Genomic DNA, 22842 nt, shown 5'->3' with positions numbered 1-22842 from the left:
CTTTTAAAAAATCTTCTTGTTTATTTTTATCTCTTTGTTCATATAGAAAAGTTTTTTTTATATGTATAATTTAGTTTTTTAAAATAGTTATAAACTGTTTCTTTAGTCATATTTCCAAATTTATCAATTACTTTTTGAACTGTAACATCTTTATTTTCTGCTAAATAATTTTTTAATTCATCTAAATCCTTTATTTTGTGGCTATGTCCTTTTTGATAATTCAAAATTGGTTTTATATGCCCAGTTTCTTTTTTTCTTTTTCTTCATAAAAATAAAGTCTTTCTAGTGATATTGAACACTTTACAAATTTCTTTAATTTTCATATTTTTACTTTCATAAGCTTCTATTACTTTTCTTCGTAAGTCTTCACTGTATGGTTTTGGCATAATTTAATCTTCCTAATCTATTTTAATTATTGCTGAATTGTACTTTTAAATTCAAAAACTGTTTAAATTACATATTATTATTTTACATTATTTATGAGTAAATATTACTTTAGTTAGCTATATTATGTTTTAGAACCTGTTTAGGATCTTTTTTGATTAATTTTTAATAAAATTTATATTATAATGGTTATTTTATAATAAAAAATAGATTTTTAGTCGATAAGTTTTCAAATGATAAAATCTTTTTAACAAAAAAATGAAAAAGAAAATAAATTATTGGTTAAGTACCTATTTATAAATGATTATTTCTTGTTTTAGTTAAATTCTATTAAAAAGATCCTAAACAGGTTCTTAGAAATAGAAGTACATTTTTCTGAATTTTCTTCAAGTGTAACCCATCCACAAGTTTATTTTTAATATATTCAGATAATTCAAATAAATTTAATGCTTTCTCATTTATTTTTAAGTTACTATTTGTTTTTTAAATTCATCGGTATATGAATTAATATTGGCCATAATTATAGTTCCTTTCTTTCAACTAATTTGTTCACTTGTCTACGTAATTAGTGTCCAATAAAGTGTAACCCATCCACACCATTTATTTTAAAAAATAGAAACTTTAAAATAAATGTTATATCTTTCAATGATAATAGAACAAAAACAATTACTACTATATAAATAATTATATTTAATCAATTTAAAACTTGAAAATTATCATTAATATAATGAAAAATATTTCTACAATATAATCTACGATAATAAAACTCTATCATTTAATAAATTTCTATTGTTTTCAAATTAATAATATTGTATAATGAACAATGAATTAGAATTATAGCAAGACAGCTACCAGCTGTCTTTATTATTTCTAGTGTAATATATGGATGGGTTACACTTTATTGGACACTAATTACGTAGACAAGTGAACAAATTAGTTGAAAGAAAGGAACTATAATTATGGCCAATATTAATTCATATACCGATGAATTTAAAAAACAAATAGTAGCTTTATATCAAAGCGGCAAATCAGTATCTTACCTTGCTAAAGAATATAATGTTACAAGAGCAGCTACTTATAATTGAATTAAGCAATTTACTAATTCAGGTAGTTTTAAAGCTAAAGATAATCGTTCTGTTGAAGAAAATGAATTAATTAAATTAAGAAAAGAATTAAAACAATTACGAATGGAAAATGATATTTTAAAGCAAGCAGCACTAATAATAGGCAGAAAATAGAAATTATTACAAACAATAAGTTTAAATATAAAATTCGCACAATGTGTCATTTTTTAAAAATTTCTAAATCAACATATTATTTTAATTTAAAGAAAAAAGAAAATAAAATTCAAAATAATATTTATGATGAAGCTATTATTAGTGCTTTTAAAGAAAATAAATGTGTTTATGGAACAAGAAGATTAAAAGTAATATTAGAAAACCAAGAAATTTATTTATCAAGACGAAAAATTAAAGAAATTATGAATAAGCATAATTTAATATCAAAATACACTAAATTATCATTCAAAAATCATAATAACAAAGTAAATGATGAAAAAATCACTAATCTTGTGAATAGAAACTTTAATAATAGGCTTAAAAATGAAGTTATTGTCAGTGATTTAACTTATGTTCAAGTTAATGGTAAATGAAACTATATTTGCTTATTAATTGACCTATTTAACCGCAAAATTATTGGACATAGTGTAGGTACTAGAAAAGATGCCTTATTAGTACATCAAGCATTTATGCAATCAAATCGCTGTTTAAAAGATATTCAAATATTTCATAGTGATTGTGGTAATGAATTTAATAATAAAATTATTGATAAACTTTTACTAGCATTCAATATTACTCGCTCTTTAAGCAAAAAAGGTTGTCCTTATGACAATGCTGTTGCTGAAGCAACTTTTAAAACTTTCAAAACTGAATTTATTAATGATAAAAATTTTAGATCATTAATCCAATTAAAATTAGAATTATTTGATTACATCAATTGATACAACAACATAAGAATCCACAGCACTTTAAACTACTTAACTCCAGTTAATTATCAAAAACAAATGTCTACCAAAAAATAGTCCTAAAAAGTGTTGCCATTCCAATATTTTATTTTTTTATTTAAGTATATTTTCATTTTAAAATAAATCTATTTCAAATACTATTAAATAATAAACAACAATGTTTATAAAAAACAAGGAGGAGAAAAAGTGGACAAAGAAATTAGTCAAATCATTTTAAATGCCATAAATGAAATTGCTGAAGAAAAACAAATAGCAAAAGAAGATATCATTGAAGCTTTAAAAGAAGGACTAAAAAAAGCATATGAATATCAAAGTCATCGTGATGATAGTACAAATATCAGAATTGAAATTGATCAAAATAAAGGTACTATTAAAATTTTAAAGGATTTAATTGTTGTTCCAAAAGTTGAAGATCCTGAATTAGAAATTGCACTTTCAACTATTAAAACAAAGAATCCCGGTTTAACAATTGGTGATACATATACGCAAATAATTCCTAGTGATCAATTCTCTCGTTTATCAATTTTTAAAGCCATTCAAGTAGTTAAACAATCAATTCGTGAAGCAGAAAAAACATCAATTTATGATGAATTTATTGATAAAAAAGATCACATATTAATTGGTACTATTGAAAGCGTTGAAGAAACTTATATGTTAATTAAAATTGGTAGAGCCTATGCTTTCTTACCAAAACAAAATCAAATCCCTAATGAGATCTTACCAAAAAATAAACCAATTGCTAATAATACTTATATCAAATTTTATGTTGAAGATATTATTAAAAATAAAAACTATGGTCAAATTTTAGCATCAAGAACTCACGTTAATTTTTTACGTTGTTTACTAGAATTAGAAGTTCCTGAAATCGCACAAGGCGTAATCGAAGTTAAAGATATTGCTCGTATTCCTGGAATTAGAGCTAAGGTTGCAATTGTTAGTCATGATCCAAGCATTGATGGTATTGGTGCATGTATTGGCCCAAAAGGCGAAAGAACAAAACTAATTACGCAAGAATTAAGTGGCGAAAAAATTGATATTATTGCCTGAAATCCTAATATAAAAGAATATATAATTAACGCTTTAACACCAGCTAAAGTTATTTCAATTGATATTAATGAAGAAGAAAAACAAGCAAATATTATTGTTCCTACTGAACAATTATCATTAGCTATTGGTAAAAATGGTATGGCTGCTAAATTAGTTGCCGGTGTAACTCACTGAAATATTAATATTACTTCATTAGAACAAGCAAATGAAAATAATATTAAATTTACTTGAAATGGTAATATTAAAGAAAGTGAATATGAAAAGTTTATATCTGAATTATTAAAAAAAACACAATGAAAAAATAAAAATCAATAAACAATAAAGTAGGTCATTATGAATAAAATACCTTTAATTCAACGTAAAAAAATACCAATGCGTAAATGTATAGTTACAAATACTATTTTACCTAAACGTGAATTAATTAGAATTGTTATTAATAAAGAAGGACAATTATTCATTGATAAAACTGGCAAACAAAATGGTCGAGGTGCCTACATCCAACCTAAACTTGAATTAATACCTTTGCTTATTAAAAATAAGGCATTAGAACGAGCATTAAAAACAAAAATTCCAAATGAATTTTATGAACAATTAATTAATGAAATTAAAAAAAATTGAGATTAATTTTCCCAAGCGAAAGGCGGGATGCAAATGGCAAAAAAACGAATATCTCAACAAACACAAAATATTAATCAACAACTAAAACAAAAAACATCTCAAATTAATGAAAAAGGAGTATTTTTATATAACGAACCATTAACTATTTCAGAATTTGCTAAAGCATTGCATCATCCAGTAACTGACATTATTAAATACTTCATGAAACAAGGCAAACTATTTAATCAAAATCAAATATTAACTCAAGAATTAATGCTTGAACTTTGTTTGGAATGAAATATTGATTTTGAAAAAGCTAAAGTGGTAACATATGAAAACTTATTAGAAAATATTAATCTCGAAGATGATAAAAAAAATTTAGTAACTCGACCACCTGTTGTTACAATTATGGGCCATGTTGATCATGGAAAAACAACACTATTAGATACTATCCGTAATTCTAAAGTTACTAATCAAGAACACGGTGGTATTACTCAACATATTGGTGCTTATCAAATTAAAACTAATAATAAATTAATTACTTTTATTGATACCCCAGGTCATAAAGCATTTACTGAAATGCGTTCACGTGGTTCTAAAATTACTGATATTGTTGTTCTAGTAGTTGCTGGTGATGATGGTGTGATGCCACAAACTCGTGAAGCAATTGACCATGCAAAAATAGCTGGTGTTTCAATTATTGTTTTTGTTAATAAAATGGATAAACCAAATGTTAATACTGATCGCATTATGAATGAACTAGCTAATTGTGATTTAACTAGTGAAGAATGAGGTGACGATACTATTTTTGTTTATGGTAGTGCTTTAAAAAATCAAGGAATTGATGAATTATTAGAAGCAATATTAGTAATTGCTGAATTAAAAGAACTAAATGCTAATCCAAATCGATTTGCTAATGGAACTGTTATCGAATCTCATCATGATAAAAATGTTGGTTCAATTTGTACTTTATTAATACAAGGTGGAACACTAAAAGTTACTGATATTGTAGTTGCGGGTAGTGTTAAAGGAAAAATTAAACGCCTTATTAATGATACTGGTAAAATAATTACTAAAGCCGGACCTTCAATGCCTGTTCAAGTTTTAGGATTTGAAACAGCCCCTACTCCTGGTGAATCTTTTATTGTTTTTAATGATGATAAATTAGCAAGAAAAGTAGCACTAGTACGACAAACAGAAGAAACAAATAAAATTAGAAATAATCGACAAATTAGTTTAGGTAATTTAACACAAGATGTTGCTACAGGTGAATTAAAACAAATTAATGTTATTTTACGAGCAGATACTCAAGGTTCAGTGCAAGCAATCGTTCAAGCAGTAAATAAAATTAATGTTAATGATATTACTGTTAAGTTTATTAGAGCAACTATTGGTGGTATTAGTGAATCAGATATTAAACTTGCTCAAACTTCAGGAAGTATTATTTATGGTTTCAATGTTCGCCCCAATCATGTTATTCGTGAAGCTGCTAACAATGCCGGTGTTGAAATTAGATTACATAATATCATTTATAAAATAACTGAAGAATTAGAATTGGCTGCTAAAGGTTTATTAGAACCAACTTATGAAGATAAAATTCTTGGTCAAGCACGAGTTATTAAAACTTTTCATTTTTCAAAAGTAGGAACAATTGCTGGTTGTGTTGTCATTAATGGTTTCATTCAACGTAATAGCAAAGTTCATATCATTCGTGATGATGTTGTTATTTATAACGGTGAAATCAGTGGTTTAAAACATGAAAAAAATGATTTAAAAATCGCTAAAAAAGAAACTCAATGCGGCATTACTATTAAAAATTTTAATGACTTAAAAGAAAATGATATTATTGAATCATATTTAGTAGAAGAAGTGGAGACAAAATAGGATGTCTATAATTAAATTTGAACAACAAGAAAGTTTCTTAAAAAAAGAAATTACTAATATATTAAAAAAAGAATCAAAAAATATTCTTTTCAAAGATATCACTATTACTAATGTAAAAATAACAAAAGATAACAGTTATGCTACCATTTATTGAACAGTTTACTTAGATAATTTAGATATTAAAACCATTAGTAATGCTTTAGAAAAAGCGAAAGGTTTTTGTCGAAGCGCACTTGCTAAAACAAGTAATAAATATAAAGTTCCAGAATTACGCTTTAAATATGATAATACCAACACTAGAGTTAAAAACATTGAAGAAATATTAAAAAATATCAAAAATAATAATTCTTCAAATGAATAAAAAGAATTAAAATTTTTTTATAATAATTATTTAATAATTACTATAAAACACTATTTAAAAAAATAAAATTATTAGTATAATAAAAAAGGAATCATCAATAAAATAAGGGAATTATTCAGTAGCTACTAAGTAAGAAAGGAAAGCTACTATTAATGGCACAAAAAATTTATTCAACACCAAATAGTGATGATTTTTATGTTATTCCTGAATTTTTAGAACATCAACAATGTTGAATGGTATGACCAGAAAGAACCGATAATTGAAGATTAGGCGCTAAACCAGCACAAGAAAAAATAAGTAAACTTGCTAATATTATTAGTGAACATGAACATGTAAATATGATTGTTAGTAAAAATCAATTTAATAATGCTAGAAATTTATTAAATAAAAATATTACAATTATCGAAATGTCTACTAATGATTGCTTTATTCGTGATTATGGTCCAATCTTTCTTCAAAATAAAGAAACAAAGAATATTAGAGGCTTAAAATTTAATTTTAATGCTTGAGGTGGAGAAATAGCAGGTATTTATTCACCTTGAAATGATGATGATATGGTAGCATACAAAATATTTGAACTACAAAAAATTGATTACTATTTTCTACCAATCATTTTAGAATCTAGCATGATTATGTTAGATGGTGAAGGTACTTGTTTTGCTAGTTATGAAGGTATTTTATGCCAAGAACGTAATCCTAATTTATCACAAGAACAAATAGAAATGTATTTAAAAGACTATCTAAATGTTGTAAATATTATTTGAATACCTTGGATGGGTTACCATATGATGAAACCAAAGGAAGATTAGATAATATCATGTGTATAGTTGATAGTAATACTATTTTATTAAGTTGAACAGAAAATACTATTGATGATCGTTATCTTGCTGTTAAAAATTGTTGAGATGTATTATCAAAATCAATAAATGCTCATGGCAAAAAATATAAAATTATAAAAATTCCTTTACCAAAAAATGACATTCGTAATAGTGATGATATTAAAATGATTGATTTTAACATTTATCATAATCGTATCCTAGCAAATCAAAAACTTGTCACTAGTTATCTTAACTTATATATAAGTAACAAAGTTGTTATTATTCCTACTTTCAATGATGAAGAAAGCGAAACTAAACTTCTAGATATTTTATCAAAAACAAATGTATTCAATAATAAACAAATTGTTTTATTTGATGCTCGAGAACTTATTCTTGGTAAAAGTGGTATTCATAGTTTAATTTGTCATCAACCAGCTTTAATATCTACTACATAATTTTATAAAGTTTTATCTTATTCTTTATCTTTAAATTAAAAAAAATTAACTAGTTAAAATTTAATTATTTTAACTAGTTATTTCTATTTAAAAAATATAAAATTTATTAAATTTAATTTAAATTTTAAAGATACTAAAACTAGAAAATAACTTTCAATCCTAATATATAGCTAACTAAAGTAATATTTACTCATAAATAATGTAAAATAATAATATGTAATTTAAACAGTTTTTGAATTTAAAAGTACAATTCAGCAATAATTAAAATAGATTAGGAAGATTAAATTATGCCAAAACCATACAGTGAAGACTTACGAAGAAAAGTAATAGAAGCTTATGAAAGTAAAAATATGAAAATTAAAGAAATTTGTAAAGTGTTCAATATCACTAGAAAGACTTTATTTTTATGAAGAAAAAGAAAAAAAGAAACTGGGCATATAAAACCAATTTTGAATTATCAAAAAGGACATAGCCACAAAATAAAGAGAATGAGTATAATTGGTTCACTAAATAAAGGTAAATTAAAAGCCTTATGAGCATTTGAAGGACATTGCAATAGTAAAATTTTTGAATCATATGTTAAAAATAAACTAATTCCAGTATTAAAGCGTGGACAAATTATAGTTTTAGATAATGCAACGTTTCATAAATCTAAATTAACACAACAATTAATTGAAAATGCTGGATGCAAACTATTATTTCTTCCGCCATATTCTCCTAATTTAAATCCAATTGAACATTTTTGATTTGCTATAAAACATAATATAAGAAAAATATTACCAAATTATTGACCAAATATTAAAAAAGCTATTGATTTTGTTTTTCAAGATATGAGTAAACATTACTTTAGTTAGCTATAGTTATTTTTGTAAGTTACACAGATTACTAAACATTACCTATATAATTTTTATGATTTAACTTTACCATATTTAATTAAAAAAAATAGAAAAATAATAATATCAGTATAGTTATTAAAATGGTTCAATATATATTTTATTAAAGAAGATTTTGTTGTGAATTTGAACAACTGTTTAAAAAGGGATTATTTAATTCTTCATCATTTGCTAATTGTTTATCAAATTTTTTTTCATCAGTTACTTTTTGATCTTGTAATAATGGCATAGTTTCCCTTGAAATTAATGGTGAATTTGGTGTTTCATTATTTTTTATGTCTAATAACAAATTTTTAATTTCAATATTTTTAGCATTTATTATTTCTTTTATTTCTTTATTTTTATTAATACATCCAAAACTAAAAACTTTAATAACAAAATTTAAAATTGGATTTATCTTTTTTTTCTCTAGCTTGACAATATCACTTTTTAATTTTGTTATTTTTTCTTGTTTTAATGATAATTTATCTTCTAAATGTCTTTCTTCTTGTTTTATTTTGTATTCTTCTTGAGTTATGAATATAATAAATGAAGTTCCTAGACATGAGTTTATTTCATTTATTTTTTCTAATATTTGTTTTTGTTTATTAGGTGTATGACTATCAAATTCCGCTTTTGATAAGCAAATTTGTTTTATATCACGTGCAAATAAGATTCTAGAATAAATATGAGCCTCTATATAATTTCCTTCACTTTTACCATAATTACGATGAGGAACAATTTTTTTTCCATTAGCTTTATTAATTAAACTTTCTAAACAATTATATCCAAATAAATCATTTTGACAATATCTTATCAATCTTGGGAAGTGAAAAAAAGTAGATATTTTATCTTTTAATTTCCCACCACTGAACGTAGGTGGTGAATACGTATCATAAGGACTATATGTACAATTATGTTTTACATAATCTTTTAGTATAATAAAAGATTTTCCATACATAGGAGCTCCACCCATAGGATTTTCCAAAAAATCTAATGCTGCATAGCAAGGTCTACTTGTTCACTGAAAATTAGCACTTTTTTTTGTTTGATCGCCAGTAGGGGTTGAAAAACGTCCAAATTTTTCATATTTACTATTATCAAATAATTGATTTAGATAAAATGCAACTTCCTCTACATTTGCTCGACCTACATTATAGTTAGAAATTTCATTTGGTTTTTCCTTATAAGCAAAACAATTTAAAACCTCTGATCATTTATTATCAATATCGTATATTTTTGAAAAATCAAAATTAATTGTTAACCTTGATGATTGTAATATTTTAGTAATCTTTTCTAAGAACCTGTTTAGGATCTTTTTTGATTAATTTTTAATAAAATTTATATTATAATGGTTATTTTATAATAAAAAATAGATTTTTAGTCGATAAGTTTTCAAATGATAAAATCTTTTTAACAAAAAAATGAAAAAGAAAATAAATTATTGGTTAAGTACCTATTTATAAATGATTATTTCTTGTTTTAGTTAAATTCTATTAAAAAGATCCTAAACAGGTTCTAATAAATCTTTTGCATTTTCTTGACTCATCTTGCATTTTTTAGATAATATTTTTAAAGCAGATTCATAATCTTCTTGTTGAGAGGATTCGCATAGTTCATAAATTTGATGTAAAATTTCACTTCTAAACAATTGACCACAAATCTCTTTTTTTAATTTTTCTTCATCTTTTGAATTATTTGATGAAGTTGAAGAAAAACCACCATTAATATGTGATAAATCAGATTGTTTGATATATGTCATAATATTTATCTCCTCTATACTTAAGATGGACATTTGAAATCTATTTTATTGGTCTAAGCAATAGAGTATTTCCAATACACCTATTGTATTTTTTATGTTTTTTATTTATTAAATACAATAAAAACTCATTTATTTTTTAAATTAAAATAATGAGTTAAAAAACCAATATTTAGTTTACACTTACTCATTTTATTAAATTTTAGAAAAAATACAAGTTATTAATTAAAAAAATATATTTTTTCCAAAATTATTATCACTACTATTTTCCTATATTTCATCAATAAGAAATTATAAAAGATTATGCAATTACTATAATAATGTTATATATGATTGTAAAACATTATTGATGTTGAACATATATTATTGTATATCATAATATTTATATAAATTAATACATATAAGTATTAAGTTTAATATATAATTTTATTAATTTCTTTTTCTGTAATAAACTTATCAATCTTCCCTTGCGCTAAGATTGGGCTACCGCCACCCTTACCATTATATGTTTTTAATATTTTTTGTAAAATATTATTACTTTGATATTGTTTATTATTATGCAATTCTTTACTTGAAGCAACTAATACTAAATATTCTTGATTATTAATTTTATTAATAAAAATAATAATAATATTTTGATATTGATTACGATAATGTTCAATTATTTCTCTTAATGTTTTAATATCTAAATTTTCAAAATTTGCAATTAATAGTTTATAATTATTTTCATTTTTTGGAACTAAAGTTAAATATTTTTTCACTATCTTCTGACGATTTAATTCTTCAAAATTAATTTGTCATTTTTTAAATAAACCATGTAATTCTAGTAATAACATTTTTCCCTTTCTTCAATCAGCAGCTACCACTTTTAAGTTATTAATAGCATCATATATTTTTTCAATTTCTTCTTGCATACAATTATCTTTATTTTTTTGATATTAGACTTACTGCATAACGTTTTTAAGTTTTAATGATAAATTATAAAATCCTGCAATTAAATTAAATCTTAAAAATATTCGTTTTCTAGCTTTTCTAAATTTATAACCAATAATTTTAAAACATTTTAAAAATGCAAAAACATGTTCAATTTTTCTGCGAGTTTTATTAATAATCTTATTAAAAATTTTAATTTTACTTGTTTTAGGATTATTTTTACTAGTTTTAATGGGTAAAAATGTATTACTATGAATTTTTTGTAAACCTTGATAACCTTTATCTGCAAGAATTACAGTTTCTGACAAAAATTCTAACTTTGAATTTTTAAAAGTTTTAAAATCATGATTTTTACCAGTATCAGGAAAAATATTTAAAATTTCATTAGTATGTGCATTAATTATGGTTTGAAACTTAACAGTATGCATTCATTTTTTGCCAGAAAATCAATCTTTTTGATTATATTTTGGTCGTTCTGTTTCTACTTCTGTTACATCAATTATCAAAATTTTATTTTTGAATTCTTCTTTTTAAAAAAATATTTTTATTTGTTAAATTATTAAACTTATTATTATTTATTAAAATGTCTTCAATTGAACGAATATTTCGTAAAGCAGTAGTATCAACCATATCATACTCAGCACCAATACTATGATATGTACGATTTTCATATAAATATCTTAAAGTCATTACTAGTCTATCTTCTATTGACATTTTATATGGCCTTCCACCAGTGGTATTTTTTAGATTTTGATGATCTAATAAAATATTTAAAATTTCATTAAAAACTAGTTTATTAATACCAACTATTTTACGAAAATATTGATCCGGTTTATCTTTTAATTCAAAATATGTCATAAAATTTATCCTTAACTATTCAAATTTTATTTTAATAATAACAAAAAAATGAAAAGTTAACTAGTTATGCAGTAAGTCTATTGAATAAATAAATTATTGCTTTGTTCTTTAATCATCATTATTTGTTGTGTTAAGTATTCATTAATAGTTTTTAATGATATTAAAGCATGAATTCGATAAGAACCAGATCCTTTTGATTCAACATTAGTTATTAATAATTGTTCTACTTCTTGTGAATTATAACAATGAGTACCCCCACAAAGTTCAATTGAAAAATCACCAAACTTAATTACTCGAACTTTTTCTTCATATTTTTCACCAAAAAAAGCTAAAACTCCAATTTTGATTGCTTCTTCATATGTACAATAAATAATTTCACAAGGATATTTACCTTTAATTCATTTACTTACTTGTTGTTCTATACTTATAATTTGTTCTAAAGTTAACATTTGATAATGACTAAAATCTAATCGTAAATATTGATAATTATTAAAACTTCCAGATTGCATAACATGTAAACCCAATAATTTTCTTAAAGCAGCATGTAATAAATGAGTTCCTGAATGATTTTTTCTTGTATAAAAACGATGTGAACTATTAATTTGTGCTTCAACAATTTCTGTTTGTGTTAATTCACCTTTTACTTCCACTTGATGAATATGCTGTTTTTGTGGTCCTTGTTGTACATCAATAACAGAGGCCGTTCCATTTTCTCCTTTGATAATACCATCATCAGATGCTTGCCCCCCCTTTTCTGCATAAAAAGGCGTTTCATTTAAAATTAAATAACCTTTTTCATTTTTTAAAAATTTTACCTCATGCTCTGATTTAAACATAAAAACAATATTTGTATTTATTTGTTCTTTATCATAACCAACAAAGGTTGAAGGAACTTTTAAATTAGTTAGTAATGAAGATTGAATTGTTAATGCTTGATGATTAATTCTTACTTTTCTTGTATTATCTTTACTGTTATCCAATAACTTTTGAAAACCTTTTAAATCAACAGTAGCATTTTCTTCATTTGCAATCTCTAATGTTAATTCAATAGGATAACCATAGGTATCAAATAATTTAAAAGCCGCAGTTGCATCTACTTTTTTATTATCACTAATAACTTGTAATAATAATTGTTTTCCTGTTATTAATGTTGTTCAAAATTTTAATTCTTCGCTTTTAATAATATTAGTTACTAAATCGACTTTTTCATGTAATTCTTGATAATGTTGACCTATAACTTTTATAATAGACTTACTGCATAACTAGTTAACTTTTCATTTTTTTGTTATTATTAAAATAAAATTTGAATAGTTAAGGATAAATTTTATGACATATTTTGAATTAAAAGATAAACCGGATCAATATTTTCGTAAAATAGTTGGTATTAATAAACTAGTTTTTAATGAAATTTTAAATATTTTATTAGATCATCAAAATCTAAAAAATACCACTGGTGGAAGGCCATATAAAATGTCAATAGAAGATAGACTAGTAATGACTTTAAGATATTTATATGAAAATCGTACATATCATAGTATTGGTGCTGAGTATGATATGGTTGATACTACTGCTTTACGAAATATTCGTTCAATTGAAGACATTTTAATAAATAATAATAAGTTTAATAATTTAACAAATAAAAATATTTTTTTAAAAAGAAGAATTCAAAAATAAAATTTTGATAATTGATGTAACAGAAGTAGAAACAGAACGACCAAAATATAATCAAAAAGATTGATTTTCTGGCAAAAAATGAATGCATACTGTTAAGTTTCAAACCATAATTAATGCACATACTAATGAAATTTTAAATATTTTTCCTGATACTGGTAAAAATCATGATTTTAAAACTTTTAAAAATTCAAAGTTAGAATTTTTGTCAGAAACTGTAATTCTTGCAGATAAAGGTTATCAAGGTTTACAAAAAATTCATAGTAATACATTTTTACCCATTAAAACTAGTAAAAATAATCCTAAAACAAGTAAAATTAAAATTTTTAATAAGATTATTAATAAAACTCGCAGAAAAATTGAACATGTTTTTGCATTTTTAAAATGTTTTAAAATTATTGGTTATAAATTTAGAAAAGGTAGAAAACGAATATTTTTAAGATTTAATTTAATTGCAGGATTTTATAATTTATCATTAAAACTTAAAAACGTTATGCAGTAAGTCTAATAAATTATTAGTTTCTAGTTTTGTATAATAATCACGTTCAGTACCTTCTTCTGCTATAAATTCAGTTGGTATTCCTTTTCCTATATATTGATATAATGCAATAGAACTAGATTGATAATTAATATCATTAGAAACAACAGTAATGTCATTTGATTCCTTAGTAAATAATAATTGGATTTTTACATTATCATTTACAATTAACTCATCTAACTTAATAGTTTTTTGTGTTGTTCTTTGAATTTCACCACCTAAATTAAATATAGTTTTTTTATTACTATATATGTAATTATCAGTAGGAGTACTAGGTGGTTGATAAATGTAACCCCATATTGCTAAATATATTTTTCCAAATTCATTACTTGGAATAAAAGAAGACATTTTTTTTCATAAAGGACTAGTTACAATATTAAATCAATTATTTTTAATATCATCAATATTTTCATTAGTTTTGGTTAATTCATCATTCAATTTAGTTATATTATTTTCATTAGTAGTAATTCGTTTTTGTTGTTTAGCAGAAAAATCACAAGTTGGTGCATGTGTATAATCACCAATTTGTGGATTATTTTGTAATGCTTCGGGTGGTAATGTACCAATTTCATCAGGTCAATCTAAAATCATTGTTTCAGTTTCTTTATCATAATCAGTTGCAACATAACCTTTATTAATAAATTTACTAACAGGACCTCTATATATTTCATTTTCATTATCATCAACTAAATCATCATATAATTTAATTTGTTTTGATAATGTAAATTCTTTTTGTTGTTCAATTAATTCATCAACTTGATTTCTAGTATAAAATGCTTGAGAAGTATTCAATTGAGGCTGATAACACAACAATTATGATGACTAATTTTAAGAACAGTTTATTAAACGCAAATGAAATTAGAAATCCAAATCAAGCAAAAGATGCTGATGCTGCAGCATTTTTGAAAGAATTAGGAATTACAAGTGGTAGTGAAAATGAAGAATATTCATCTGATGATGTTAAAAAAATTACTACCTTATCTGCAAAAATTACAAGTACTGAAGCGGGTAAAACTGAAGAAAATAATACAGGAACTGATTTTAAAGTTCTTGCTGGTACTTGTCAAATTGATATTATAAGCAAAGATGATGATAGTGTAGTAAAATCTTATACTATCAATACTGCTAAAAATGATGGATTAAACATTTCAAAGATAGTTATTACTGAACTTATTAGTGATAAAAATGGTTTAAAATTAACTGCTGCGCAAGGATTTAAACAAGGTGAGTCTGTTGCTGATTTTAAATTAGTAATAAATTCAGAAAGTAAACAAAAACAATTTGATTCTCTAGTTCAAATATTGAATATAAATGTTAGTACTCAGTTCCATGCTAGAGTTGATGATGGTCCAGTAGTAACAGGAAATTTTAGAAATTTAAAAGTTTATTTAGCAATATATAGCTAACTAAAGTAATATTTACTCATAAATAATGTAAAATAATAATATGTAATTTAAACAGTTTTTGAATTTAAAAGTACAATTCAGCAATAATTAAAATAGATTAGGAAGATTAAATTATGCCAAAACCATACAGTGAAGACTTACGAAGAAAAGTAATAGAAGCTTATGAAAGTAAAAATATGAAAATTAAAGAAATTTGTAAAGTGTTCAATATCACTAGAAAGACTTTATTTTTATAGACTTACTGCATAACTAGTTAACTTTTCATTTTTTTGTTATTATTAAAATAAAATTTGAATAGTTAAGGATAAATTTTATGACATATTTTGAATTAAAAGATAAACCGGATCAATATTTTCGTAAAATAGTTGGTATTAATAAACTAGTTTTTAATGAAATTTTAAATATTTTATTAGATCATCAAAATCTAAAAAATACCACTGGTGGAAGGCCATATAAAATGTCAATAGAAGATAGACTAGTAATGACTTTAAGATATTTATATGAAAATCGTACATATCATAGTATTGGTGCTGAGTATGATATGGTTGATACTACTGCTTTACGAAATATTCGTTCAATTGAAGACATTTTAATAAATAATAATAAGTTTAATAATTTAACAAATAAAAATATTTTTTTAAAAAGAAGAATTCAAAAATAAAATTTTGATAATTGATGTAACAGAAGTAGAAACAGAACGACCAAAATATAATCAAAAAGATTGATTTTCTGGCAAAAAATGAATGCATACTGTTAAGTTTCAAACCATAATTAATGCACATACTAATGAAATTTTAAATATTTTTCCTGATACTGGTAAAAATCATGATTTTAAAACTTTTAAAAATTCAAAGTTAGAATTTTTGTCAGAAACTGTAATTCTTGCAGATAAAGGTTATCAAGGTTTACAAAAAATTCATAGTAATACATTTTTACCCATTAAAACTAGTAAAAATAATCCTAAAACAAGTAAAATTAAAATTTTTAATAAGATTATTAATAAAACTCGCAGAAAAATTGAACATGTTTTTGCATTTTTAAAATGTTTTAAAATTATTGGTTATAAATTTAGAAAAGGTAGAAAACGAATATTTTTAAGATTTAATTTAATTGCAGGATTTTATAATTTATCATTAAAACTTAAAAACGTTATGCAGTAAGTCTTATGAAGAAAAAGAAAAAAAGAAACTGGGCATATAAAACCAATTTTGAATTATCAAAAAGGACATAGCCACAAAATAAAGGATTTAGATGAATTAAAAAATTATTTAGCAGAAAATAAAGATGTTACAGTTCAAAAAGTAATTGATAAATTTGGAAATATGACTAAAGAAACAGTTTATAACTATTTTAAAAAACTAAATTATACATATAAAAAAAACTTTTCTATATGAACAAAGAGATAAAAATAAACAAGAAGATTTTTTAAAAGAAATAGCTAAAATAATGAATGAAGATTTAGTATATATTGATGAATCTGGAATTGATGATAATGAATTTTATAAATATGGTTGATCTGAAAAAGGTAAAAGATTATTTGATAATAAACCCGCATATAAAATAAAGAGAATGAGTATAATTGGTTCACTAAATAAAGGTAAATTAAAAGCCTTATGAGCATTTGAAGAACATTGCAATAGTAAAATTTTTGAATCATATGTTAAAAATAAACTAATTCCAGTATTAAAGCGTGGACAAATTATAGTTTTAGATAATGCAACGTTTCATAAATCTAAATTAACACAACAATTAATTGAAAATGCTGGATGCAAACTATTATTTCTTCCGCCATATTCTCCTAATTTAAATCCAATTGAACATTTTTGATTTGCTATAAAACATAATATAAGAAAAATATTACCAAATTATTGACCAAATATTAAAAAAGCGATTGATTTTGTTTTTCAAGATATGAGTAAACATTACTTTAGTTAGCTATATTTTGGTGGTGTTCATTTTTTACCTAGAATAGATTGTGGTATACCACCAACTGTTTAAATCATTAAATATTTTAAAAAATATAATGACAGTTATTGTTAATTATCATATTTTTTTGTTACTATTAATACAAATGAAAATTATTAATAATTAGAAATTTGAAATCAGAAGAAATTAAAGTTATAACATTGATAAGTTAAAAAACTAAACTTTAAATGAAGACACAATTGTATCTTTCAATTTTATTAAGTGATATTATTAATTATAAAAATTAAAGAAAGAGAAAAAATATGTTAAAAGCAGGAAGTATATTAATATTTATTGTTTTTATTTTAGAATCAATATTTATAATTCCTTTATTATGAACAATACCCGGTTTTATTTTATACAAAAAAGTAAGTAAAGGTGAAGCGACTACTGATCAAAAAATTGCTTTAGCAATATTAGGAATTATCTTTGGTGCTGCATTAGGTATTATTGGTGGTATTTTTATATTAGTTGATTTAAACAATGATGAAAATAAAATCCAAAGATATTAATAAAAAAACATCATTAATTAATGATGTTTTTTATTTTTTTAAATAGTTTTCCATTGGTTTTAATAAAAATTATTATATAATTTTTATAGTTTGATTTAAAAACAACTTAAAATTATTAACTAGGAGGAAAACAAATATGGAAGTTATTATTTTAGAAGCCACAAATCTGATGAATGAAATAATTTTACGTTATAAAAATGAAATTAACAAAATTCGCACCGGAAGAGCTAATCCTAATATCTTAGAAGGAGTTAATGTTAAATGTTATGGTGGTGTTGATAGTTTAAGTAATATTGCGCAAGTTAAAGTAGCAGAAGCACATCAATTATTAATTAAACCATATGATCGTAGTTTAATTAAAGACATTACAGAAGCTGTTACAAAAGCTGATTTGAAATTACAAATTAAAAGCGAAGCAGAGAATATACGTTTAATTTTCCCGCAATTAACAGAAGACGTTCGTAAATCTTTAGTTAAAGATTTGAGTAAAAAAACTGAAGAATATAAAGTTAAAATTCGTAATTGTCGACGTGATGCTGTTCAAAATCTGAAAAAAATAAAATTACCAGAAGATCAAGAAAAGCATGCAGAAACTACAATTCAAGATTTAACTGATAGTAAAATTAAAGAACTTGTATTAATAGAAAACAATAAAAAAGCCGATTTAATGAAAATTTAGCAATAAAGCAATAAATAGTTAGGGGTTAAATATTGTGAAAAAAAAGATAATAAATAAAGAAAATATAAAATCTAAAGTTTCTTTTTTTGCAAAACTTAGTAATTTTTTTAGAACCTATCGAAATCGTATTCTTACAAGTTTTATGTTAATTGCTTGTGGCGTATTATGAATGTTTATTGGGGCAGTTTATTTAGAACCAATTTTTGGTAATAAACCACAGTGATCAGCCTATACATTTATGATAATTAATACTTTAATTTTAGTTGGTTGTTTATGAGAAATTATTAATTTAAGAAAACAATCAAATTGATCATTTGTACTTAAAATTTTTATAATTTTAACAGGAGTCATACTTTTATGAGTTCCACTTGGTAAGGAAACTTTTGGCCCATATATTTATAATCATTATTGATTTGAAACTTGAATGACTTTATTAACTTTATTATTTTTCATTTGTATTTTTCTTTTAATTACTTGACGAAGTAAAAATTTTCAATTAAGTGATGTTGTTTTTATTTTTACTTGAATTATTTATTTAGTATTTGTTGTTAAGGTTGTTAATTTTTTAATGTTATCAGAAATTAAACTTTCAAAACTAGGATGACCAACATTATTATTTTTATTCATTATTGTTATGTCTAATGATGTTGGTGCTTTTATTGGCGGTATAATTTATGGTAAAACAAAAATGGCACCAAGTGTATCACCAAATAAAACTTGAGAAGGTGCTATTACTGGTTTAATAACAGCAATTATTTTAAGTATGATAACAGTAACTGTTTTTTTAGAAACAAGTAATTATAATCCATTACCTTTTTTAGAAGTTAATAGTAAAGTACCAATCTATATTGCTTATCTTGCTACTAGTTTTATTCTTTCAATTGTTAGTCAAATGGGTGATTTATTATTTTCTTATTTGAAACGTAATTATCATGTTAAGGATTTTTCAAATATTCTACCTGGACATGGAGGATTATTAGATCGTTTAGATTCATTTTCAACAGTAGTTATTTTTGGTTCTCTAATTACTCTAGCAGCTATTGCTTAATATATAAAATTTAAGGATGAAGTTATGTATATATTTTTAGCCATTTTAATTGGTTTATTTACAATATTATTTTTAATTACCTTGCATGAATTTGCTCATTTTGTAATTGCTAAATTATCAGGAGCATATGTATATGAATTTGCTATTGGTATGGGACCAAAACTTTTGCAGTGAGGTAAAAAAGAAACACGTTATACTTTAAGACTATTACCATTGGGTGGTTATGTTTCTATTGCTTCAGAAATTGCTGATGCTCCTAAAGGACGAGAAGATGAAGTAATTGATAGTAAACGAATGATGGAAAACTTGCAACGTGGTAAAAAAGCAACTTTCATTAGTGCAGGTGCACTAATGAATCTATTATTAGCTTTTATTTTATTAATGATTGGATATGGAATTTATCCACATAAATATGATCCTAACTTGCCACCAACTTATGCAACAACAGGACCATTATATGAAGCAGTTAAAGAATATAATGAACATAATCCAACTTTTAAAATTTTAGATACTGATGCTATTACTAGTATTTATAATACTGGTGATATTGAATCTAAACAATCAATTAAATCATATTATGATTTACAAGTATGATTAAGTAAATATAATAAAAAGACTACTAATGGTACAGTTATTGCTGATTACGAAATTACTTTTGATAATAAAGAAAATAAAACTGTTACTTTTAAACCAGTAGAACAAAAAGGGGTACTATTCATTGGTGTTAGTCAAGGTAGTTATTATTTAAATGCAGGGCAAGTTATTAGTAATGGTATCATTGATACTTTTAAAGATAGTTACAGTCTTTTACAAGCATTGGGACAATTAGTTACTTTTCATTGACAAAATTTATCAGGACCTGTTGGTATTGTTAAATCAACTAATAGTTTTTTAAATCCTGATTTATCATCAACACAAGCAGCAAGTACATATTTTCGTTGAGCAGCATTATTATCATCTAATTTATTTTTATTAAATATGTTACCAATTCCGCCATTGGATGGTTATAAATTTGTTGAAAATGCAGTTGAAGCAGTAACAAGAAAAAAATTAAATGAAAAATATAAAATTATTGTTACTATTGCTGGAACTATATTATTTTTAGTTATCTTTATTGCTATTACTATTAAAGATATATTTTTTTAATTATTTACTTTAAAATAAAATCCTATTATAAATAGGATAATAAATTTGAATGAAAAAGTTTTGAGCAATTTTCTTAATTATTTATATTTTAAAAAAAATAGTTACTATTTTAAGTGAACAATATTCTTCACTTTTTATTTTATTTTGAAATATACTTTATAAGTATAAAAACTAAAATTTATATCGATTATTTGCTCCTAAGAGAATTATTTTTTCTTCAACAAATTTCTGAATATCTATCATTGCATTTTCTGTTAATGTATTAAGATTAGACAAATTAGAATTAGTTTGCAAACTTTTTTTTAGACTTTCAACGTAAATCTTTCTTAAATCACTACTAATATTAACTTTAGTAATACCAGCTTTAATTGCTAGAGTTAATTGTTCATCATTAATAGTAATATTATCATGTAATACTAAAAAAATTTCAGGCATTTTAATAGCAATTTCTTTAATTAGAGAAATTTTTAAATCTTGTCTATTATCTTGATGATGACTATTGATAGCAGTAAATACAAGACCATTAATATTAGTTTTATTTCTAAATAATATTGCTTGTTCAATTAAATTAATATCATTAGTAATATCTCCTTTTGTATTATTGTAAAAAATCTCTGATTCAACAATAATACCCAAAGGAGCAGCAAAATGAACAATATCTTTGGTTTTTTCAATATTTTCTTTAATTGGATAGTTACTGTAATTTAACATAACTGAACTAAAATCAGATGTAATTTTAGTTTTAATAAAGTGTGGATCAAGACAGTGGTCTAGTTGTAAAAAAATTGGTACTTTTGCATGATTAATAACATTATTAATAATAGCAAGTACATATTTTAAATCAATACAATTAATAGTGTTAGGTGTTATCATTAAACATATTGGTGCTTTTTGTTTTTCGGCTGCATTAGTAATTGCAATTAACATTTCTAAATTATCAAAGTTAAAACTTGGGATTGCGTATTTGTTAATTTGTGCATGTTTTAACATTGTTTTCAAGTTAATTTTCAATTACAATCACCTAACTTTTCTTTTTTATTTAATTATATCAATAATATTTATCATGTAAGGAATATAAGATATGTTTTAAATTTTTACTTTTTTCTTTTCTTTTTAATTTTGCTTTTCTTTTTTTTATTAAGTTGACGTAATATTTTTTGATAAAAATCATATAAACGATGTTCAGAAGTTTGATAACGTTTGAACATTAAGTTATTAATTCAAATATAAAAATATTGTAAACTGAAAACTAAACCAAAAACAAAAACAACGGCACTAGCAGCGATTAATCATCCATATTCTCCATTTGAATAATCAAAGAAAAAATATGGATATCATGTATCTCTTGGTGGATGACCAGTTTTTATAAAATCTAAATAACGTAAATGACCTCTAATTAGAATAACAATACAATAAATTGCTGGATAAATAACAATTAATCATAAATATATTTTATGTTGTTGTTTCATATTAATATATTGATGACCTGACGTAACAATAAAGCTAGTAATCATAATTATTGGCATTAATAAGTGTAAAATTAATGTTGCAATTCAATTATAAGCACTATATTGTTTTGGATCTTGCTCAGCAGTGACAATACCTATTCAAAATACTAACATCGTAATAGTAATATAAACAGTTACTGCTAATCGAGTTTGAAAACTTGGTTTAGTACCACGAAAATAAGAATCAAATAAATAAACACAAAAATAAATAACAACCATATAATTACTCTCAGTAGTAAAAAAAGCATAGTATTTACTTACTCGTTCACCATATCCTAAATGTTCAAATTTTTCCATTGGATAATATATTGCACTAATTAAATCAATAATTAAAAATAAAATTATCATTATTAATGCAGATAAACGTATATAAAAGTT

At 23.5% G+C, this 22842-nt stretch carries 30 protein-coding genes; 20 read left to right on the top strand and 10 right to left on the bottom strand.

Going from position 1 to position 22842, the window contains the following annotated elements; all coding sequences use genetic code 4:
- Positions 1 to 26: 26 nt before the first annotated feature.
- Complete coding sequence (locus tag ACQH26_RS04110; protein WP_425381863.1) at positions 27 to 386, bottom strand: helix-turn-helix domain-containing protein; 360 nt, start codon at positions 384 to 386, stop codon at positions 27 to 29.
- Positions 387 to 1343: 957 nt separating this feature from the next.
- On the opposite strand from ACQH26_RS04110, the gene ACQH26_RS04105 reads away from it, so the two are divergent.
- From ACQH26_RS04105 to ACQH26_RS04070, 8 genes are all read left to right on the top strand, one after another.
- A protein-coding gene (locus ACQH26_RS04105) for an IS3 family transposase (protein ID WP_425382921.1) occupies positions 1344 to 2464 on the top strand; the annotation gives its coding sequence in 2 pieces (ribosomal slippage) (positions 1344 to 1614 and positions 1614 to 2464; 1122 coding nt in all).
- A 129-nt stretch (positions 2465 to 2593) separates the two neighbouring features.
- On the top strand, positions 2594 to 3769 hold the full coding sequence (gene nusA, locus ACQH26_RS04100) for a transcription termination factor NusA (protein ID WP_425382920.1): 1176 nt from the start codon (positions 2594 to 2596) through the stop codon (positions 3767 to 3769).
- Positions 3770 to 3787: 18 nt separating this feature from the next.
- Positions 3788 to 4078: an RNase P modulator RnpM gene (gene rnpM / locus ACQH26_RS04095; RefSeq protein WP_338957115.1), complete on the top strand. Its 291-nt coding sequence runs from the start codon at positions 3788 to 3790 to the stop codon at positions 4076 to 4078.
- A 27-nt stretch (positions 4079 to 4105) separates the two neighbouring features.
- Entirely contained in the window at positions 4106 to 5935 is a 1830-nt protein-coding gene (gene infB, locus ACQH26_RS04090) for a translation initiation factor IF-2 (RefSeq protein ID WP_425382919.1), read from the top strand.
- A gap of 1 nt (position 5936) precedes the next feature.
- Positions 5937 to 6296: a 30S ribosome-binding factor RbfA gene (gene rbfA / locus ACQH26_RS04085; RefSeq protein ID WP_252320089.1), complete on the top strand. Its 360-nt coding sequence runs from the start codon at positions 5937 to 5939 to the stop codon at positions 6294 to 6296.
- Positions 6297 to 6448: 152 nt separating this feature from the next.
- Positions 6449 to 7105: an agmatine deiminase family protein gene (locus ACQH26_RS04080; protein WP_425382918.1), complete on the top strand. Its 657-nt coding sequence runs from the start codon at positions 6449 to 6451 to the stop codon at positions 7103 to 7105.
- Positions 7066 to 7569 (top strand): agmatine deiminase family protein, encoded by a 504-nt coding sequence (locus ACQH26_RS04075; RefSeq protein WP_425382917.1) that lies wholly within the window; start codon positions 7066 to 7068, stop codon positions 7567 to 7569. The genes ACQH26_RS04080 and ACQH26_RS04075 overlap by 40 nt, the downstream gene beginning before the upstream one ends.
- 287 nt (positions 7570 to 7856) lie before the next feature.
- Positions 7857 to 8423, top strand: coding sequence for a transposase (locus ACQH26_RS04070; protein WP_425382557.1), 567 nt, complete (start codon positions 7857 to 7859; stop codon positions 8421 to 8423).
- A 142-nt stretch (positions 8424 to 8565) separates the two neighbouring features.
- On the opposite strand, the gene ACQH26_RS04065 is transcribed toward ACQH26_RS04070, so the two are convergent.
- From ACQH26_RS04065 to ACQH26_RS04040, 6 genes are all read right to left on the bottom strand, one after another.
- A complete protein-coding gene (locus ACQH26_RS04065; protein WP_425383078.1) occupies positions 8566 to 9549 on the bottom strand; it encodes a DUF3626 domain-containing protein in 984 nt (327 codons plus the stop codon).
- Between the two features lie 399 nt (positions 9550 to 9948).
- Complete coding sequence (locus ACQH26_RS04060; protein ID WP_425382916.1) at positions 9949 to 10203, bottom strand: hypothetical protein; 255 nt, start codon at positions 10201 to 10203, stop codon at positions 9949 to 9951.
- 410 nt (positions 10204 to 10613) lie between these two features.
- Positions 10614 to 11114, bottom strand: a complete 501-nt coding sequence (locus tag ACQH26_RS04055; RefSeq protein WP_425382915.1) for a DHHA1 domain-containing protein — start codon at positions 11112 to 11114, stop codon at positions 10614 to 10616.
- A gap of 30 nt (positions 11115 to 11144) precedes the next feature.
- Positions 11145 to 11639 (bottom strand): transposase family protein, encoded by a 495-nt coding sequence (locus ACQH26_RS04050; RefSeq protein ID WP_425381977.1) that lies wholly within the window; start codon positions 11637 to 11639, stop codon positions 11145 to 11147.
- A 4-nt stretch (positions 11640 to 11643) separates the two neighbouring features.
- Positions 11644 to 11991 carry a transposase family protein gene (locus tag ACQH26_RS04045; RefSeq protein ID WP_425381897.1) on the bottom strand — a complete coding sequence of 116 codons (348 nt, stop codon included), beginning with the start codon at positions 11989 to 11991 and terminating at the stop codon, positions 11644 to 11646.
- A gap of 77 nt (positions 11992 to 12068) precedes the next feature.
- Positions 12069 to 13235 carry an alanine--tRNA ligase-related protein gene (locus tag ACQH26_RS04040; protein WP_425383077.1) on the bottom strand — a complete coding sequence of 389 codons (1167 nt, stop codon included), beginning with the start codon at positions 13233 to 13235 and terminating at the stop codon, positions 12069 to 12071.
- 82 nt (positions 13236 to 13317) lie between these two features.
- On the opposite strand from ACQH26_RS04040, the gene ACQH26_RS04035 reads away from it, so the two are divergent.
- A complete protein-coding gene (locus ACQH26_RS04035) occupies positions 13318 to 13665 on the top strand; it encodes a transposase family protein (protein WP_425381897.1) in 348 nt (115 codons plus the stop codon).
- 4 nt (positions 13666 to 13669) lie between these two features.
- Positions 13670 to 14164 carry a transposase family protein gene (locus tag ACQH26_RS04030; protein ID WP_425381872.1) on the top strand — a complete coding sequence of 165 codons (495 nt, stop codon included), beginning with the start codon at positions 13670 to 13672 and terminating at the stop codon, positions 14162 to 14164.
- On the opposite strand, the gene ACQH26_RS04025 is transcribed toward ACQH26_RS04030, so the two are convergent.
- Positions 14138 to 15010, bottom strand: a complete 873-nt coding sequence (locus ACQH26_RS04025; protein WP_425382914.1) for a hypothetical protein — start codon at positions 15008 to 15010, stop codon at positions 14138 to 14140. The two genes, ACQH26_RS04030 and ACQH26_RS04025, sit on opposite strands and share 27 nt — an antisense overlap.
- A 5-nt stretch (positions 15011 to 15015) precedes the next feature.
- Here ACQH26_RS04025 and ACQH26_RS04020 point away from each other — a divergent pair, with 5 nt between their 5' ends.
- The 10 genes from ACQH26_RS04020 to ACQH26_RS03975 all read left to right on the top strand — a co-directional run bounded on the left by ACQH26_RS04020 (position 15016) and on the right by ACQH26_RS03975 (position 20956).
- Positions 15016 to 15606 carry a hypothetical protein gene (locus tag ACQH26_RS04020; RefSeq protein WP_425382913.1) on the top strand — a complete coding sequence of 197 codons (591 nt, stop codon included), beginning with the start codon at positions 15016 to 15018 and terminating at the stop codon, positions 15604 to 15606.
- Between the two features lie 113 nt (positions 15607 to 15719).
- Positions 15720 to 15842, top strand: coding sequence for an IS630 transposase-related protein (locus ACQH26_RS04015; protein ID WP_353306524.1), 123 nt, complete (start codon positions 15720 to 15722; stop codon positions 15840 to 15842).
- Between the two features lie 77 nt (positions 15843 to 15919).
- Positions 15920 to 16267, top strand: a complete 348-nt coding sequence (locus ACQH26_RS04010; protein ID WP_425381897.1) for a transposase family protein — start codon at positions 15920 to 15922, stop codon at positions 16265 to 16267.
- A 4-nt stretch (positions 16268 to 16271) separates the two neighbouring features.
- Complete coding sequence (locus tag ACQH26_RS04005) at positions 16272 to 16766, top strand: transposase family protein (protein ID WP_425381872.1); 495 nt, start codon at positions 16272 to 16274, stop codon at positions 16764 to 16766.
- A gap of 48 nt (positions 16767 to 16814) precedes the next feature.
- Positions 16815 to 17012, top strand: coding sequence for a hypothetical protein (locus ACQH26_RS04000; protein WP_425382576.1), 198 nt, complete (start codon positions 16815 to 16817; stop codon positions 17010 to 17012).
- A 40-nt stretch (positions 17013 to 17052) separates the two neighbouring features.
- Positions 17053 to 17541: an IS630 family transposase gene (locus ACQH26_RS03995; protein WP_425382140.1), complete on the top strand. Its 489-nt coding sequence runs from the start codon at positions 17053 to 17055 to the stop codon at positions 17539 to 17541.
- A gap of 293 nt (positions 17542 to 17834) precedes the next feature.
- Positions 17835 to 18083 (top strand): hypothetical protein, encoded by a 249-nt coding sequence (locus ACQH26_RS03990; protein ID WP_252319735.1) that lies wholly within the window; start codon positions 17835 to 17837, stop codon positions 18081 to 18083.
- Positions 18084 to 18219: 136 nt separating this feature from the next.
- Positions 18220 to 18762 (top strand): ribosome-recycling factor, encoded by a 543-nt coding sequence (locus tag ACQH26_RS03985; protein WP_338960208.1) that lies wholly within the window; start codon positions 18220 to 18222, stop codon positions 18760 to 18762.
- 34 nt (positions 18763 to 18796) lie between these two features.
- Complete coding sequence (locus tag ACQH26_RS03980; protein ID WP_425382912.1) at positions 18797 to 19810, top strand: phosphatidate cytidylyltransferase; 1014 nt, start codon at positions 18797 to 18799, stop codon at positions 19808 to 19810.
- Between the two features lie 24 nt (positions 19811 to 19834).
- On the top strand, positions 19835 to 20956 hold the full coding sequence (locus ACQH26_RS03975) for a site-2 protease family protein (protein ID WP_425382911.1): 1122 nt from the start codon (positions 19835 to 19837) through the stop codon (positions 20954 to 20956).
- A gap of 171 nt (positions 20957 to 21127) precedes the next feature.
- On the opposite strand, the gene ACQH26_RS03970 is transcribed toward ACQH26_RS03975, so the two are convergent.
- Together ACQH26_RS03970 and ACQH26_RS03965 are read right to left on the bottom strand one after the other, a co-directional pair.
- Positions 21128 to 21967 carry a class II fructose-bisphosphate aldolase gene (locus ACQH26_RS03970; protein WP_425382910.1) on the bottom strand — a complete coding sequence of 280 codons (840 nt, stop codon included), beginning with the start codon at positions 21965 to 21967 and terminating at the stop codon, positions 21128 to 21130.
- An 83-nt stretch (positions 21968 to 22050) separates the two neighbouring features.
- A complete protein-coding gene (locus ACQH26_RS03965) occupies positions 22051 to 22812 on the bottom strand; it encodes a Pr6Pr family membrane protein (protein WP_425382909.1) in 762 nt (253 codons plus the stop codon).
- Positions 22813 to 22842: the final 30 nt, after the last annotated feature.

The sequence above is a fragment of the Spiroplasma endosymbiont of Melieria omissa genome (assembly GCF_964031175.1).
Lineage (GTDB): Bacteria > Bacillota_I > Bacilli_A > Mycoplasmatales > VBWQ01 > Spiroplasma_E > Spiroplasma_E ixodetis_A.
The sequence above is the reverse complement of the archived record's forward strand: the minus strand, read 5'-3'. Positions and strand labels throughout refer to the sequence as shown.